The 14,277-nt window shown below is 71.6% G+C and carries 9 protein-coding genes; 3 read left to right on the top strand and 6 right to left on the bottom strand.

Features of this window, described 5'->3' with window-relative positions; translation table 11 throughout:
- Position 1: 1 nt before the first annotated feature.
- The 6 genes from SSOG_RS37775 to SSOG_RS37800 all read right to left on the bottom strand — a co-directional run bounded on the left by SSOG_RS37775 (position 2) and on the right by SSOG_RS37800 (position 9,138).
- A complete protein-coding gene (locus tag SSOG_RS37775) occupies positions 2 to 1,519 on the bottom strand; it encodes a Wzz/FepE/Etk N-terminal domain-containing protein (RefSeq protein ID WP_009719572.1) in 1,518 nt (505 codons plus the stop codon).
- Positions 1,516 to 2,913 carry a Wzz/FepE/Etk N-terminal domain-containing protein gene (locus SSOG_RS37780; RefSeq protein WP_039939647.1) on the bottom strand — a complete coding sequence of 466 codons (1,398 nt, stop codon included), beginning with the start codon at positions 2,911 to 2,913 and terminating at the stop codon, positions 1,516 to 1,518. The genes SSOG_RS37775 and SSOG_RS37780 overlap by 4 nt, the downstream gene beginning before the upstream one ends.
- Positions 2,910 to 4,190 (bottom strand): glycosyltransferase family 4 protein, encoded by a 1,281-nt coding sequence (locus SSOG_RS37785; protein WP_009719574.1) that lies wholly within the window; start codon positions 4,188 to 4,190, stop codon positions 2,910 to 2,912. The genes SSOG_RS37780 and SSOG_RS37785 overlap by 4 nt, the downstream gene beginning before the upstream one ends.
- A complete protein-coding gene (locus tag SSOG_RS37790) occupies positions 4,180 to 5,505 on the bottom strand; it encodes a nucleotide sugar dehydrogenase (RefSeq protein WP_009719575.1) in 1,326 nt (441 codons plus the stop codon). Before SSOG_RS37790 ends, SSOG_RS37785 begins: the two co-directional genes overlap by 11 nt.
- Before the next feature lie 73 nt (positions 5,506 to 5,578).
- Positions 5,579 to 7,057, bottom strand: coding sequence for a sugar transferase (locus SSOG_RS37795; protein WP_009719576.1), 1,479 nt, complete (start codon positions 7,055 to 7,057; stop codon positions 5,579 to 5,581).
- A 794-nt stretch (positions 7,058 to 7,851) separates the two neighbouring features.
- Positions 7,852 to 9,138, bottom strand: coding sequence for a PAS domain-containing protein (locus SSOG_RS37800; protein WP_245606465.1), 1,287 nt, complete (start codon positions 9,136 to 9,138; stop codon positions 7,852 to 7,854).
- A 352-nt stretch (positions 9,139 to 9,490) separates the two neighbouring features.
- Here SSOG_RS37800 and SSOG_RS37805 point away from each other — a divergent pair, with 352 nt between their 5' ends.
- The 3 genes from SSOG_RS37805 to SSOG_RS37815 are packed head-to-tail and all read left to right on the top strand — an operon-like array spanning position 9,491 to position 14,177.
- The gene (locus tag SSOG_RS37805; protein WP_009719578.1) at positions 9,491 to 10,873 is read left to right on the top strand and encodes an ATP-grasp domain-containing protein; all 1,383 of its coding nucleotides are present in this window, start codon (positions 9,491 to 9,493) and stop codon (positions 10,871 to 10,873) included.
- A complete protein-coding gene (locus SSOG_RS37810) occupies positions 10,873 to 12,888 on the top strand; it encodes a PEP/pyruvate-binding domain-containing protein (protein WP_039939654.1) in 2,016 nt (671 codons plus the stop codon). Before SSOG_RS37805 ends, SSOG_RS37810 begins: the two co-directional genes overlap by 1 nt.
- Positions 12,885 to 14,177 (top strand): MFS transporter, encoded by a 1,293-nt coding sequence (locus tag SSOG_RS37815; RefSeq protein ID WP_425385442.1) that lies wholly within the window; start codon positions 12,885 to 12,887, stop codon positions 14,175 to 14,177. Before SSOG_RS37810 ends, SSOG_RS37815 begins: the two co-directional genes overlap by 4 nt.
- The last annotated feature ends 100 nt before the right edge of the window (positions 14,178 to 14,277 follow it).

Genomic DNA, 14,277 nt, shown 5'->3' on the forward strand with positions numbered 1-14,277 from the left:
CCTACCGCACCTCCTGGTCGCTGTCCGGGACCCGTGCGGCCCGCATCGGCAGCCGCTCCGTCCGCGGCTGGCCCGTCCCGTGTCGCAGGGCCTGCCGCTCGCCATGGCCCCGCAGCGCGACGTGCCCGTCCCACAGCGTGCCGTCGGTCCGGTCACGCGGATCGGGGTCGATCAGCACCACACCGATCACCGGAATGCGCTGGTCCGCGAGCTGCCGCGCCACCGTGTGCAGCCATGCGGCGCTGCCGTGCCCGGCCCGTACGACGAGCACGGTCCGGGTGCCGAGGTACTGGAGGTCGGTCCACGCCGTGCCGGGCGCGACCGAGCCGACTCCGAGCCGGTGCCCCTGAGCCGGCACGGCCGCGGCACGCTCGCCGCTGACCACGGTGGGGTCTCCTGGCTTCGGGCGGTGGCCTGCGAGCTGCGGTCCTGGCAGACCATCGATGATGACAACGGGCCCCTCGGCCGCCAGTGCCCTGGCGACGTTCAGGGCGATCACGCTCGTGCCGCGCGCACAGCCCAGTTCCAGCAGCGACACCGGTTCCGCGGAGTCGCGCACGGTGCGGGCCAGGGACGCGGTGAGTCTTTGCCGTGCCGCCCGGGTGCGTCGGCGCTGCCACAGGGGGCCCGACCGGCGGGGCAGCTCCGTGATGACCGAGGCGCCCAGGTTCGCCGCGATCTCCCGGCGCAGCACGGGGCGGTCCGCCACCACCGCGCCGACCGCGGCCAGCGCGAGCCCGAGGACGAGGCCGAGGACGAGCCCGATCGCGGCGTTGGTGACGGCGGCCCTGGGCAGGGAGTGCCGCACCACGCGCGGGGCGTCCACGATCTGCGTGCCGGCCGTGACCCGGGGCGTGCCGATGCGCGCTTCCTCGGCGCGCTGGCCGTAATCGGCGATCCGCGAAGTGAGTTCGGCCCGGCGGGAGAAGAGCGACTCGATGTCCGCCGACGCCTGCGGGTCGCTCTCCGGCGATCGGCCTCCGATCGCCTTGTTGACCTTGAGGAGCTCGTCCTGCATGCGGTCACGCTGGTCGAGCAGGGCCTTGGCCTCGGCGTTCGCGGTCTCCCGCATCCGCTTCACATGGTCGGCGACGAACGCGTCGGCCAGCGCCTTGGCCCGGGCCGCCGCCGCCGCGTCGCTGTCACCTGTCACGGTGATCTGGAGCAGGTTGTTGGTCAAGCCGGTACCCCGGTAGTCCCGCATGAAGTCTTCGGGGCGTTCCGGGGACTTGAGGGACCGCAGGGCCTTGGCGGCGATCCGCGTGGTCCCCAGCACCTCGACATCGGTGCGGATCAGCGTTCCGGTGTCGTTCGGCTGGTCCTCCTGATGCGCGACCAGAACCTTGGTCGCCGCGGTCGGCCGCGGCGGCAGCAGGACCGCCACCGCCGCGCCGGTCAGCAGCCCCAGCAGCGCCAGCGAGTACCAGAGGCGGCGGCGCCTGCGCACCGCCACCACCAGCGCCTGGAGGTCGATGAGTGGAGCGGCTGCCGACGACTCCGCGGTGGTGTTCGTCGTCACCCTGAGCCTCCCGTCGCGTGCACGGGAACCGCGAGTGCCAGAGTGGTGTTCTCCGGAGGGCGGCCGGCGGATCGCGTCGGGCGGGCCCGGACCGTGCCGGTGACGACGATGCCGACGACCTCGTGCCCCGCGTCCGCGCACGCCTCGGCGATGCCGGCGAGTTCCCCCGCGGTCCAGTTGCCCGCGCTGAGCACGACCAGGGCACCGGACTCGGTGTCGCGGTCCGGCACCATCGGATGGGACACCGAGACCTCCACCACCCGCAGCATGGGGTATCCCCCGCTCGAAGAGCCCGGGGAGGGATCGCTCTTGGCCTCGGCGACGAGCTGCCCGGCGGCCTGGCGGGCGATCTCGTCGCCCTCCGGTACGACAACCAGCAGCCGCCGGGGGGCCGGCAGCCGGTTCCGCAGGCGAGCGCACACGCGCCGGTAGCGAATCCGCCTGCTGGCCTCGTCGCCCGACCTCTGCGGGGTCGGTATGTCCCACCGGGTGTCGACGCCGAGGAGCCGGCGGATCCGGGCCCGCGCGCCACCGCCTTCCGGCCGGTGCGCGGGCCGTTCACCAGGTACGTCGACGGTACCCAGCACTGCCGAGCCCAGCGCAGCGGCGATCTCCGGTGCGGTGCGCAGCCGGCGGTTCACCCGTGCGGCGGCGAGATGACCGATGACCGCGAGCAGGAGGAACAACAGCGCCCCGCCGACGATGAGCTGCATCCTCGTCGGCGGTGCCTCGCCGGTGGGCCGGGCCGCCGGCCCCATGACGACCATGCCGGCCTTGTCGGTCGCCGGGTCGGCCTCGTCCAGCTTCTTCATGGACTCCGCCAGCGCGGTGCGCAGCTTCTCGAGTTCGGTGCGGGCCTGCACGCTCTCCACGGTCTGCCCCGGATCGGCCGCTTCGGCCAGATCGGTGATGCGGCGGTTGGTCTCCTCCACCTTCTTTCGCAAGTCCTCGAGCCCCGTCGCCGCTGTGGGGTCGGTGTCGTCGCCCGCGATCCGCGCGGCGTAGGTGACGAACTGCCGGGCCACTTGGTCGGAGAGCCGTTGTGCGCGCTCCGGGGTGTCGGCCGTGCCCGAGATCTTGAGGATGTTCCCGTCGGCGGCCTTGGCGCTCACCTGATCCCGCAGCTCGGTGCCGCTGACGCCGGTCCAGCGGAGCGTGGCGGCCGCCCGGTCGACCACCTCCGAACTGGTCGCGATCTGCGCCTGGGTCAGCAGCTCGCGCTCCTCCCACTGCCCCGGCAGCAGGACCGATGCCGACGTCGTGTAACTCGGCGGGATCAGCAAGGAGGCGCCGTAGCCGACGAGTGCGCCCACCAGGGTGAGGATGGCGAGAAGCCGCCGGCGCCGACGGAAAATCCGCCCGATCGTGACCAGGCGTATCGTGTCATCGCTCAACGGTGCTGCCTCTTTCCTGGCCGCACCGGGTCGCCCGCCGACACCGGAGTGTGTGCGCGGCAGGCAGCGGCGTAGGCGGCGAGCAGCGATGCTTGCGAGTTCCGCCAGGAGAGCGGCCCGCTGATCCGCTCCTGGCCGATCTTGCCCATCCGGGCGCGCTTCTCCGGATCGTCGAGGAGCAGCGCGATGAGCCCCGCGAACGCGGCCTCGTCGTTGGCGGGCGCGTAGACGGCGGCGTCACCGGCGGAGACTCGCGCCTCCCGGAGGTCGAACGAGACGATCGGCCGGCCCATCGCCATGTACTCCAGGACCTTGTTCATGGTCGACACGTCGTTGAGCGGATTGCGTGGGTCGGGGGAGAGGCACACGTCCGCGGTGGACAGGTAGCGCACCAGGTCGGCGTCCGGGATGCGTCCGGTGAACTGCACCTGCTCGGAGAGCCCGAGCCGCCGGGACAGCTCCACCATCGCGTCGAAGGCGTCGCCGGCGCCGACGAACACCGCATGCCAGTCGGTCCGTCCGAGCTCGTCGCGCAGCTTCGCGAGGGCCCGCAAGGCGTAGTCGACGCCGTCCTGCGGGCCCATGACGCCGAGGTAGCACAGCAGATGAGGCTTGCCGCGCTTCAACTCCGGCTCGGGCGGCACCGGTTGGAACCGTTCGATCGCGGGCGCGCTGCGCACCACGAACACGTCCTCCGGCCGCCGGCCGCCACGGCGCACCGCGACGTCCCGGTAGCTCTCGTTCGTGGCGAGCACGATGTCCGCCGCCCGGTAGGTCCGCCGCTCCAGCGCGCACACGGCGCGGTAGAGCAGGTCTTCGCCGCGGTCGAACCGGGAGAGGTACAGCTCGGGCACCAGGTCGTGCTGGTCGAAGACGAACCGCGCGCCGCGCCGCTTCAGCCACAGAGCCGGCAGGAACAGCAGGTCGGGCGGGTTGCAGGCGTGGACCACGTCGACCGGGCCGACCTTGCGGGCCAGCCGGACCGTGTGCCACAGCGCCGATCCGTACTCCCGCAGGTACCCGGCCGGTCCTCCGGTGGCCGCGCGCAACGGGTAGCGGTGGATCCGTACCCCGTCGATCTCCGCCTCGGGCTCCGTGTCCCGCTTTTCCCCCCGGGGACAGATGACGTGCACCTCCCAGCCCGCGTCGCGCAGCGTCGTGCACTCCTGCCACACCCGCCGGTCGAACGGCACCGACAGGTTCTCCACCAGGATCAGCGCGCGCCGGCCTGCCCCGTCGCCGCCGGCCGTGTCATCGAACGACGTGTCACCAAGCAAGGCCCATGTACCCCGGTTCGGCCCGGCGCGCCTCGGCGTCGGGAAGGCGGATGAGGTCGACGAGCACCGGTCCTTCGCCCTGGGGCAGCTCCGACAGCACGGCCGGATCCCCGGTCCCGACCAGGCACACCTCGGCGTGTTCGAGCACCTCGCCGACGGAGTCCGCGAGCAGCTGCGCGAGGTGCGGCAGCCGGTTCTCGATGTACTCGCGGTTCGCGCCGATCAGCCGGGAGAGGTTCACATTGGCGTCGTAGATCCGCAGGTCGTAACCCTTACCGAAGAGCCTCTCCGCCAGTTCGACGAGCGGGCTCTCGCGGAGGTCGTCGGTGCCGGGTTTGAAGGACAGCCCGAACATGCCGATCCGGCGCTTGCCGGTGCGCTCGACCAGGTCCACCGCGCGTTGCAGGTGGTCGGAGTTGGAGGGCAGTACGTGGGCGAGAATGGGCACCGAGACATCGGCCCGCTGCGCCGCATGCACCAGGCTGCGCAGGTCCTTGGGCAGGCAGGAGCCACCGAAGGCGAAGCCGGGCCGCAGGTAGGCGGGGCTGATGTTCAGCTTGCGGTCGGCCAGGAACACGTCCATCACCTGGTGCGAGTCGACCCCGAGCGCCTGGCACACCGCGCCCAGCTCGTTCGCGAAGCCGATCTTGAGGCCGTGGAACGCGTTGTCCGCGTATTTGATCGCCTCGGCCGTCGGGACCGGTACCCGGAACACCTCGCCGGGCAAGCCGCCGTACAGCGCCGTCACCGCGTCGCCGCTCGCCGGGTCGAGCTCGCCGATGACGGTCTTGGGCGGGTCGAAGAAGTCCCGCACGCTCGTGCCCTCGCGCAGGAACTCCGGGTTGACCGCGACCCCGAAGCCCACCCCGGCCGTGCCGCCGACGTTCTTCTCCAGGATCGGCACCAGCAGGTTCAGGCAGGTGCCGGGGAGCATGGTGCTGCGGAACACGACGGTGTGCCGGTCTCCCCGCTTGCCCCCCTCGGCCAGCGCGGCGCCGATCTGCTCGGTGACCCGCTCCAGGTACGTGGTGCACAGACTGCCGTTGGGCTCCGACGGCGTGCCCACGCAGACCAGCGACACCTCGCTCTCCATGATCGCCTCACGGACGTCGCCGGTGGCGCGTAACGCTCCGGTCCGCACGACCTCGGCGATGAGCTCGCCGATCCGCTCCTCGACCACCGGCGCCTTGCCGTCGTTGACCAGGTCGACCTTCACCTGGTTGACGTCCACCCCGATGACTTCGTGACCCAGGCTCGCCAGGCACGCGGCCGACACGCAGCCCACGTAGCCGAGCCCGAAAACGCTGACTCTCATGCCCCGTCTCTCCCCCCAGGCAGGCCCTCGCGGCCTGCCTCCCATGCGTCGGCCGGACAACGACCTCCGCGCATCAATAGGCCCCCTGCCCTTGGAGCACCGCACGCAGCGTCTTCCACAAGATCACTGTGTCCAGGGCGAGCGACCAGTCCTCCACGTACCGCAGGTCCAGCCGGACCGCCTCCTCCCACGGCAGGTCGCTGCGTCCGCTGATCTGCCACAGGCCGGTGAGCCCGGGCTTGACCAGCAGCCGCCGACGGATGTCCGGGCCGTACGCGGCGGACTCCTCCGGTAACGGAGGCCGCGGGCCGACGAGCGACATCGAGCCGGTGAGCACGTTGAAAAGCTGCGGGAGCTCGTCGATCGAGTACCGGCGCAGCACCGCTCCCACCCGGGTCACCCGCGGATCCCGGCGGAGCTTGAACAGCAGTCCGGCGCCCTCGTTGCGGTCGGCCAGTTCGGCACGTGCGCGGTCAGCCCCGGCGACCATGGTGCGGAACTTGAGAATGGTGAACTCGCGGCCGTCCTTGCCGACCCTGCGCTGGCGGTAGAACACCCCGCCCCGACTGTCCATCAGCACGAGCAGCCCGACGAGCACCATCAGCGGCGCGAACAGCATCAGCAGGATCGCTGAGCCCATCCGGTCGACGACCGCTTTGACCGCCCGGCGGCCCCCGGTGAAGGTCGGCATGCTGACCCGCAGCAGCGGGATCCCGAGCACCGCGTCGACGTGCAGCCGCGGGCCGGCCACCTCCATCAGTACGGGTGCCACGACCATCTCGGTGTCGCTGCCCTCGAGGTTCCAGGCCAGCCGCTGCAACCGGTCCGGTGACCAGTGCGGGTCCGGTGTGACCGCGACGACACGGTAGCCGTCGTGGCGGACGTGCTTGGCGACGTCCGCCAGTCGGCCGACGACCCGCACTCCGTCCAGTTGGTCACCGTCGAGCCCGCGACCGTCCGTCGTGCACACCGCCTCCACCCGCCAGCCGAGGTGCGGGAACTTGCGGGTTCGGGTAATCAGGTCGCGCAGGGTGGCGGGGCTCCCGGCAGCGAGCACCGGTCGCAGGCACCGTCCGTCCTTGCGCTGTTTGTGCAGCCAGAGGCGCAGCAGATACCGCGCGGTCATGGTGATGAGGGCGATCGCGGGGATCGCGACGAAGATCCAGAGCTTGATGTTGCGCGAGGTGAGGGCGATCCCGCCGAGCGCCAGGACGACGGTCGCCATGAACAGTGAGCGTCCGAGCCGGCGGAATTCCTCGGCGCCCTGGCCGAGCACGGCCGGAGCCCATGACCGGCTCACCGCAAGCGCTCCCAGCACCAGCAGCTCGGTGCCGAAGGCGAGAATTCCCCACTTCTCGTGCCAGTTGGCCGCGTCCCGGGCCCCGAAGAAGTTGCCGATCGCCGCCACCACGCAGGCGGTGGCCACGGTATCGCTGGTGATCACGGTACGGCGGTAGCGCTGCTCCCAGTCGCTCGCGGGCCGGCTGATCGCCCCGTTCGCCGGACGACCGCCCGCCGATAAAAACGGGCTGGCTGATTCCCCCTGCTGCACAGACCCCCCCAGGTCGCCAGTGGGCTCGACGTGTTTGCTCCACACGGTTTCTCCCCCCGGGGAGGCCCCCGCCCCCCGCACTGTTCCCCCTCGGGAGGCCCCCGCCCCCCGCGCCGCGCTGTTCCTCCCCTCGGGAGGCCCCCGCCCCCCGGCGGATGACATCCCCGATATTGCAGCGCTACTTGGACACCCAACCCAGACGGGAGCGGACTCGCATGTCCTGCCGGACTCTTGAGGTGCGCCGGAACCCGTCGAAACCCCGGGTGCTCCCCACACCCCAAGGCCCCTCTCGGGCTCCAGGAATTGATCACCCCCACGTCTGGCGCCGGGAACGAGCCTGCTGGCTGTCCGTAGCGCCGGACCTGAAGATCATTATTTGTCGCTCGTGTCCAAACATGTGAAGCACGGGTCAATCTAGAACATGAGGGCCGGTCTGAAGAAGAGATGTGTGTAATTTGTGCTCAACCTTTGAAGCCGGCTCCACCCAGCGGTGACTTCCTACGGGGGCCTTGGCGACAAAGACATGCCGTGTGACCTGCGGTGACGGGAGTTCTCGGGGCTGCCGGCACCGGCACCCCCGAGGTGTCCCCCCAACTGCCGACTGGGCCGCGCTTAAAGGCCTGTCCGGTCGCGCCGCACCCCGACGGTGCGTGCCGGGCGGCGGTCGGACCCGTCGGCCACCGTTGCCGGGGGCGCGCGTTCCTCCGCTGGACCTCGGTGACAGGGCTGGGTGCTTCCGGTTCGTCCCGACGCCGCCGCAAAGCCCACAGTCCAACGCGTTCGTCCGCTTCCCGTCAGCAGGTACCGGCCGGGCGGCAGTCGACGGCCGCGCGCGGCGGCCACGCCTGCGGATCGAGGATGCCCAGTACATACGCCCGGCTGACCAGCGCCAGCCGGGTCGGTGCCGCCAGCAACTCCCGCAGCCGGCCGAGGTGGTAGTCCAGGGTCTGCCGGGAGAGCCGGAGCGAGGCGGCGATCTCGTTGTTGCCGTGCCCGGCGGACAGCAGGGTGAGGATGCGCAACTGCGCCGCGGTGAGCGGTGGCAGCGGCGGGTGCGGCAGGGTGTGGTGGGGCAGTACCGCCCAGACGCCGCGGGCCCGCCGTGAGCCGCTGCTGACGGCGGTGAGCAGCACCCGGGCCCGCCACTCGTCGCCCCGGGCGTCGAGGAAGACCGCGGAGGTCTGGAACCGGCGCCGGCGCCGGTTCACCAGATCCCGCCAGGCGTGGCGCAGTCCGGCCAGATCGTCGGCGGGGGCCAGATAGCGGTGGGCTGGGCGGCCGAGCAGATCGGGCACATGGACCCGGAGCAGTTCCGCGGCCGAGGCGCTGACCCGGCGTATCCGGCCGCCCGGCGAGAGCAGGGCGCAGGGCAGACCGCTGTGTTCGCTGAGCGCCTGGAGGTCCTCCTCGGCGGCGCGCCGCCGGCTCAGGGCGAGGGTGTAGTCGGTGATGTCGATGTAGATCCCGGCCACACAGGTCCGGCCACCCTCGGCCACCGGGAAGCGGTGGCCGACCGCGCGCCCGGGTGAGCCGTCGGGGCGGTGGTAGCCGATGGTGTGCCGTACCGGCTTGTCCGAGCTGAGCACCTGCCGGTCCAGGGTCTGGAAGGTCGCCACGTCCTCGGGGGCGTCGACATCGGTGACGCTGCTGCCGATCACGGCGTCGGGGGTGGTGCCGTACAGATGGGCGTAGGCGTGGTTGGCCCACAGGTAGCGGCCGTGGGCGTCGCGGATGAACGCCGCGGCGGGCGCGAAGTCGGCGAAGTCGGTGAACGCGGCGTAGCCGTGGCGGCCGAGCTCCAGGGCGCTGATGTCCACCGCGAGCCCGCTGACCCCGCCGCGGGCGTCACCGGCCAGTCGGCCGGGACAGGAGGTGACGTCGAACAGCCGCCCGCCGAACCGGACCTGGCGGCGGTCGATCCCCGACTCCCGGCCCTCGGCGGCCGCCCCTTCCCGCGCGGCGGCGGCCGCGCCGCCGAGGGTGTCGACGAACCGCTGTGCGGTGCCGGGGTCATGGAAGGCGCCCCCGCCGCAGTTGACGATGCGCAGCCGCTCATCGGCTTCCCACCATGACACGGGCATGTGCTCGAGCAGCGTACTCAGGCCCATATAGGACACCAGCCGCCTTCCGGTCCGGCCTCCGGATACGGACCGCCGAAGGCATGGCTAAGGATTGCCCAGGCCCCGCGCTCACATGCGGCGTAACCAGCCGGAACGCAAAAGGGGCCGAAAAGGGCTGAAACCCATGCCGACGGCCTCGCTCACCGTGAATCCCTCGTGACACTCAGGCATTTGCCTGAGTGCCCACCCCCGATTCGAGGGGTAGGCGTCATGCCCGACTGGTTCGCTTGACGGGCCCGGATCGCGGCGGATGTGCCGGCCCGCCGGTTTTCGCTGAGTCGTCGGGAAACTCTGAACCGAGGAGTCGTTATCTGTGAGTAAGGTGCTGTTTGTCTACGCCAAGGGTGGGCCGCCGCTGGAATACGCGCTGTCCCGGGTCGCCGCGAAGGCCGAAGTGCATCTGCTCGAGCTCAGTCCCCTTCCGCCCTCCGCCCACGAGGTGGTCACCCGGCTGTGCGCCTCGGTGGTCGCCCCCGTGGACACCGCGTCCCAGGACCTCGTCGCGCTCATCACGGCTCAGGCACAGGCCGTCGGTGCCGACGCGGTGTTCACCCCGTCCGAGTACGCCGTGGTGGCGGTGGCCGACGCCTGCGAGCGGCTGGGTCTCGCCGGGGCCGGTGCGCACTGCGTGCTGGCCCGGGACAAGCGGATGATGCGCCGCACCTGGGATGCGCACGGGGTGTCCCAGCCACGGTTCCGCTCCGTGGCCACCGAGCGCGATCTGCACGAGGCCGCGGCCGAGTTGCCGTACCCGATGCTGATGAAGGCGGCCTGGAGCGCCGGGTCCACCGCCCATCAGATCCTGCGCGGCCCGGAGGACATCGCGCCCGCCTGGGCCCGGGCCCGTGAGGTGATGGAGGAGTCCGCCCGCCAGGGCTACGCCGAGCTCCATGTGGCCGGGGCGGACGCCGACTTCCTCGTCGAGGAGATCGTGACGGGCACGGCCGGGGACTGGTTCGAGGAGCCGGGCTGGGGCGACTACGTCAGCGTCGAGGGCGTCGTGGCCGAGGGCGTCCATCACCCGGTGTGCCTGAGCGGGCGGATGCCCACCGTCGAGCCGTTCACCGAGCGCGCCGGGATCACCCCAGCCCTGCTCCCCGAGGACGCCCAGCACAAGGTGGTGGAGCTGGCGACGGCCGCCGTGGACGCGCTCGGCCTGCGCACCTGCGGCACCCACACCGAGATCAAGCTGGGCGCCGACGGACGGATGTGGGTCATCGAGACCGCTGCCAGGTTCGGCGGCGCGATGACCGTCCCCCAGATCGAGGAGGTCTTCGGGGTGGACGTCATCGGCATGCTCATCGACCGGCTGCTCGGCCGCGAGGTCGACTGGCCCGCTCCGGGGCCCGGTTCGGTGCTGGGCGCAGCGGACGCCAAGGGCGCGGCCGGCTCGCTGGTGGTGCTGGCCGTGGACGGCTCCGGCGCGCCGTGGCCGGACCGGCGGCTGTGGGACTTCGACGCCGTCCAGCGCTCCGGACTGATCTCCACCGGGGCACGGCTGACGAAGGTGGCCGAGCACTCGCTGCCGGACGGCACCCCGGTGCCGGTCTACGACCCGGCGGCGGGCGCGAACACCATGGCAGCGCTGTGTCTGCTGGTGGCCGACGATCCGGTCACGGTGATACGTGACTTCGAAAGGCTCAACGACGCGCTGCCCACCGCCCTGCCGCCCGTCCCGGCCACCGGGAGGCCGTGATGACCGGAATCAGCGTGTTTCCGAGCCCGGCCACCGCGCCCGGCACCGATGCCACCGTGGTCGGCGAGAACCTGTCGCTGCCGCTGTTCCGGTCGCTGTCCGGAGTGCTTGCCGGACACCCGTATCTGAAGGTGGTGGTCGACCGCACCGAGCACACCTGGCATCTGCTGGACACCGCCGTCCACCCCTTCCACGTCAACTATGTGGCCACCCGCATCCTCGGGATGGGCCTGGACGAACTCGACGCCCGACTCGACGTGTTCAATGCCTCGGTGTACACCGACCCCGGCCGCCGCTTCCTGCTCGGTGTGCTGTCGCTGCACGCCGACGAGGACACCGAGGGCCGGGACCGGCCGTTCCTGGTGCTGGAGACCACCGAGGCCGACACCATGGACGGCCCCTTGCTCCAGGAGTTCTACGATTTCGTCCGGGAGCGGGTGGACGGGCGGCTGCCGTTGCTGCTGAAACCCGCCAACCACGGCCAGGAGGCGGCGCTCGCCCCCGTGAGCGACGTAACGCTGCCGCGCATCCTCAGCCACGAGCTGTTCGTCAGCCGCCCCCGCACCCCGCTGAACACCGGGGAGGCCACCGGCCGGCTGCGCTGGTTCGCCTCGCTCGAGGAGTACCGCGCGCACGCCGCGGACCTCGGCTGGTCGGACATCGTGGCCATGGACTGTCTGCCCGACGATGTGCCACGGGTGGCCGGATTCATCAACGCCGCCCCCATCACCCCGCTGTCCCACACCAATGTGCTGGCCTCCGGCTGGGGCATCCCGAACGCCATCGTGCGCGACATGGCCCGGCTGGTGGAGTCGGAGGAGCTGGACGGGGCGTGGGTGTGCTACCGGGTCCAGGACGACGAGGTGAGCCTGGTCCGGCTGCACGAGGTCCCGGAGCTGGACGAACCCGCGTGGCACCAGCAGCGGATCCGGCTGGAGCCGCCGCTGCTGGAGGACATCCCCGTCCTGGAACTGCGCCGGCTGCGCCGCGAGGACCGGGACCGCTACGGCACCAAGGCCGCCAATCTCGGTGAACTCCACCATGTGCTGGACAGCCGCACCGCCGATCTCACCGCTTTCTACGGCCGCGCCCGGCCGCCCCGGAAGGATCTGTACGGCCATCTCGCCTCCCGGCTGGCCGCGTCCGCCGATCCCGAGGCGCTGCGCCAGGCGGCCTCGGAGTTCGTGGCGGCCACCGTCACCGCGCCCGACGGCGTGGCGCTGCCGTTCGCCCTCCAGCACCGCTTCCTGATCTCCTCGCCCGCTCTGCAACAGGGCATCGGCAAGCTGAAGATGGCGCTGGAGCTGGGAGCCACCGATGTGCTGGACCCGCTGTGCCTGAGCCTCCAGCAGCTGGTGCGCGGCACCCCGGTGCCGGAGGATGTGGCCGCGCGGATCACCGGCCCGTTCGCGGACCGGGTCGGCCGCAAGCGGCTGGTGGTGCGGTCCTCCTCCAACGCCGAGGACCTGCCCGGCTTTTCCGCCGCCGGGGTCTACGACTCCATCACCACGGTGCACGGCACGGACGAACTCCTCGACGCCGTCCGGCAGGTGTGGGCCTCGCTGGTGTCGCCGCGCAGTGTCCGGCTCCGTCACGAGGCGGGCATCTCCCTGGACGACACCTACATGGGCGTGATCGTGCAGGAGTACACCCCGGCCGAACTCGGCGGGGTGCTGGTCACCCGCAACCCCACGCGGCGCGAGGACTTCCGCAACGTCTACATCAACTGCACGCCCGGTTCGCCCGAGAGCGTCGTCGACGGCACCGCGCTGCCGTTGCAGTACCTCTACAACACCGTGGAGGGCGGGGGCCGCACCGTGGACCTCGGCTCTTCGGTTGAGGATCTGCCGTCCCCGGCCCGGGCGCGGCTGGCGGATCTCGCGCTCACCGGGCGGCTGCTCCAGTCGCACTTCGCGGACGATCCGGATGATCCGGACGACCCGCTGGACATCGAGTGGCTGATGACCGAAGAGGGCGGTTTCAAGCTGGTCCAGCTCCGCCCGTACGCGCTGTGAAGGGCCGTGTGCCGTTCCTCCGCCGCTCCCCGGCGGAGGGACGGACCCCGCTCACCGCCGGGGCACGCCGGGTCATCGCCCTCAACAACGGTTTCCAGCTGCTGTTCAACCTGCTGTGGTGGATGCCGGTCTTCTACGCCTACCAGCGGCAGGCCGGGCTCTCGGACGCGCAGATCTTCGGCATCCAGTCCCTCTACTACATCGCGTTCTGCCTGTTCGAGATCCCGACGGGCCTGGTGGCCGACCGGATCGGCGCCCGCAACTGTCTGCGCGCGGGCGCCGTGGTGATGACCGCGGCGAACCTGGTCCCGGTTCTTTCCCCCGACTACACCGGCTTCCTGGTGCACTTCCTCGCCATCGCCGCGGGCCGCTCCCTCACCTCCGGGGCGGCCAGCGCCTACCTCTACGACGCACTGCACGCGGAGGGCGCGGACGACCACTATCTGCGCGCCGAGGGCAACGCGCGGGCGCTCGGGCTGGCCGCGAAGGTGATGTGCTGGCCCCTGGTGGGCCCCCTGATGGCGCTGTCCCGGCCCACCCCGTACCTCCTCAGCGCGGTCAGCGCCGGGGCGTCACTGGCCTGTGCCATGGCCCTGCCCCGGCTGGCCGGCGCGGAGTCGGGGACACGCCGGTCGGGGGTGTGGCGGGAGGCCGGGCGGGCGCTGCGCGGGCTGCGCGGCTCCCCGTGGCTGGCCCTGGTGATGGTGCAGGGCGTGGCAGTCTTCACGCTCTCCCGGATCTGCCAGGTGAACCTGTTCCAGCCGATCCTGATCGACCAGGGCATCCCGGAGCCCTCGCACGGCAGTGTGCTGGCGGCGGTGACGGTGGCCGAGGCCGTGGGCGCGGCCCGGCCGCAGTGGCTGGGCCGCAAGCTGAAACCGCTGACGCTGGTGTCCGTCCTGAGCCTGGCGATGGCGGTGTCCCTGGCCGGGATCACCCTCGGCGGGCCGATGGCGGCGGTGGCGCTGCTCTGCCTGTTCTCGGCGGTCACCGGCTTCGCGTATCCGATCCAGCGCAAACTGGTGAACGACGCGGTGCCACCGGGCGCTCCGCGCGCCACCCTGCTGTCGGTGGAGAGCATCATCGACCGCGCGGTGTGCGCCCTGGTGGCGGTGGCTGCGGGCGCGTACCTCTCGGCGGGCCGGATGGACGCGTTGCTGTGGCACAGCGCCGCCGTGACCGCTGCGGTGATGCTCGCGGTGCACCTGGCCGTGCTGATCGGATGCCCCCGCCCACCACGGGCAGCCCGCGAGGAGCGTCAGGAGGCCGTCGGGCACGCACGAACGTGATATCGGGCCAGTGAGGGTGCCAACGACGCCACCTCCCGCCCCAAGCTGATCGCCTGGGCCGTCAACGGCACCCCTCTGTCGTCCCGACCTGCGCTTTCGC

This window comes from Streptomyces himastatinicus ATCC 53653 (genome assembly GCF_000158915.1).
GTDB lineage: Bacteria > Actinomycetota > Actinomycetes > Streptomycetales > Streptomycetaceae > Streptomyces > Streptomyces himastatinicus.

Bases quoted from the DNA above. Each gene is read 5' to 3' on its own strand.
- SSOG_RS37800 (WP_245606465.1), bottom strand. From the start codon at position 9,138: ATGCCCGTGTCATGGTGGGAAGCCGATGAGCGGCTGCGCATCGTCAAC.
- SSOG_RS37790 (WP_009719575.1), bottom strand. From the start codon at position 5,505: ATGAGAGTCAGCGTTTTCGGGCTCGGCTACGTGGGCTGCGTGTCGGCC.
- SSOG_RS37810 (WP_039939654.1), top strand. From the start codon at position 10,873: ATGACCGGAATCAGCGTGTTTCCGAGCCCGGCCACCGCGCCCGGCACC.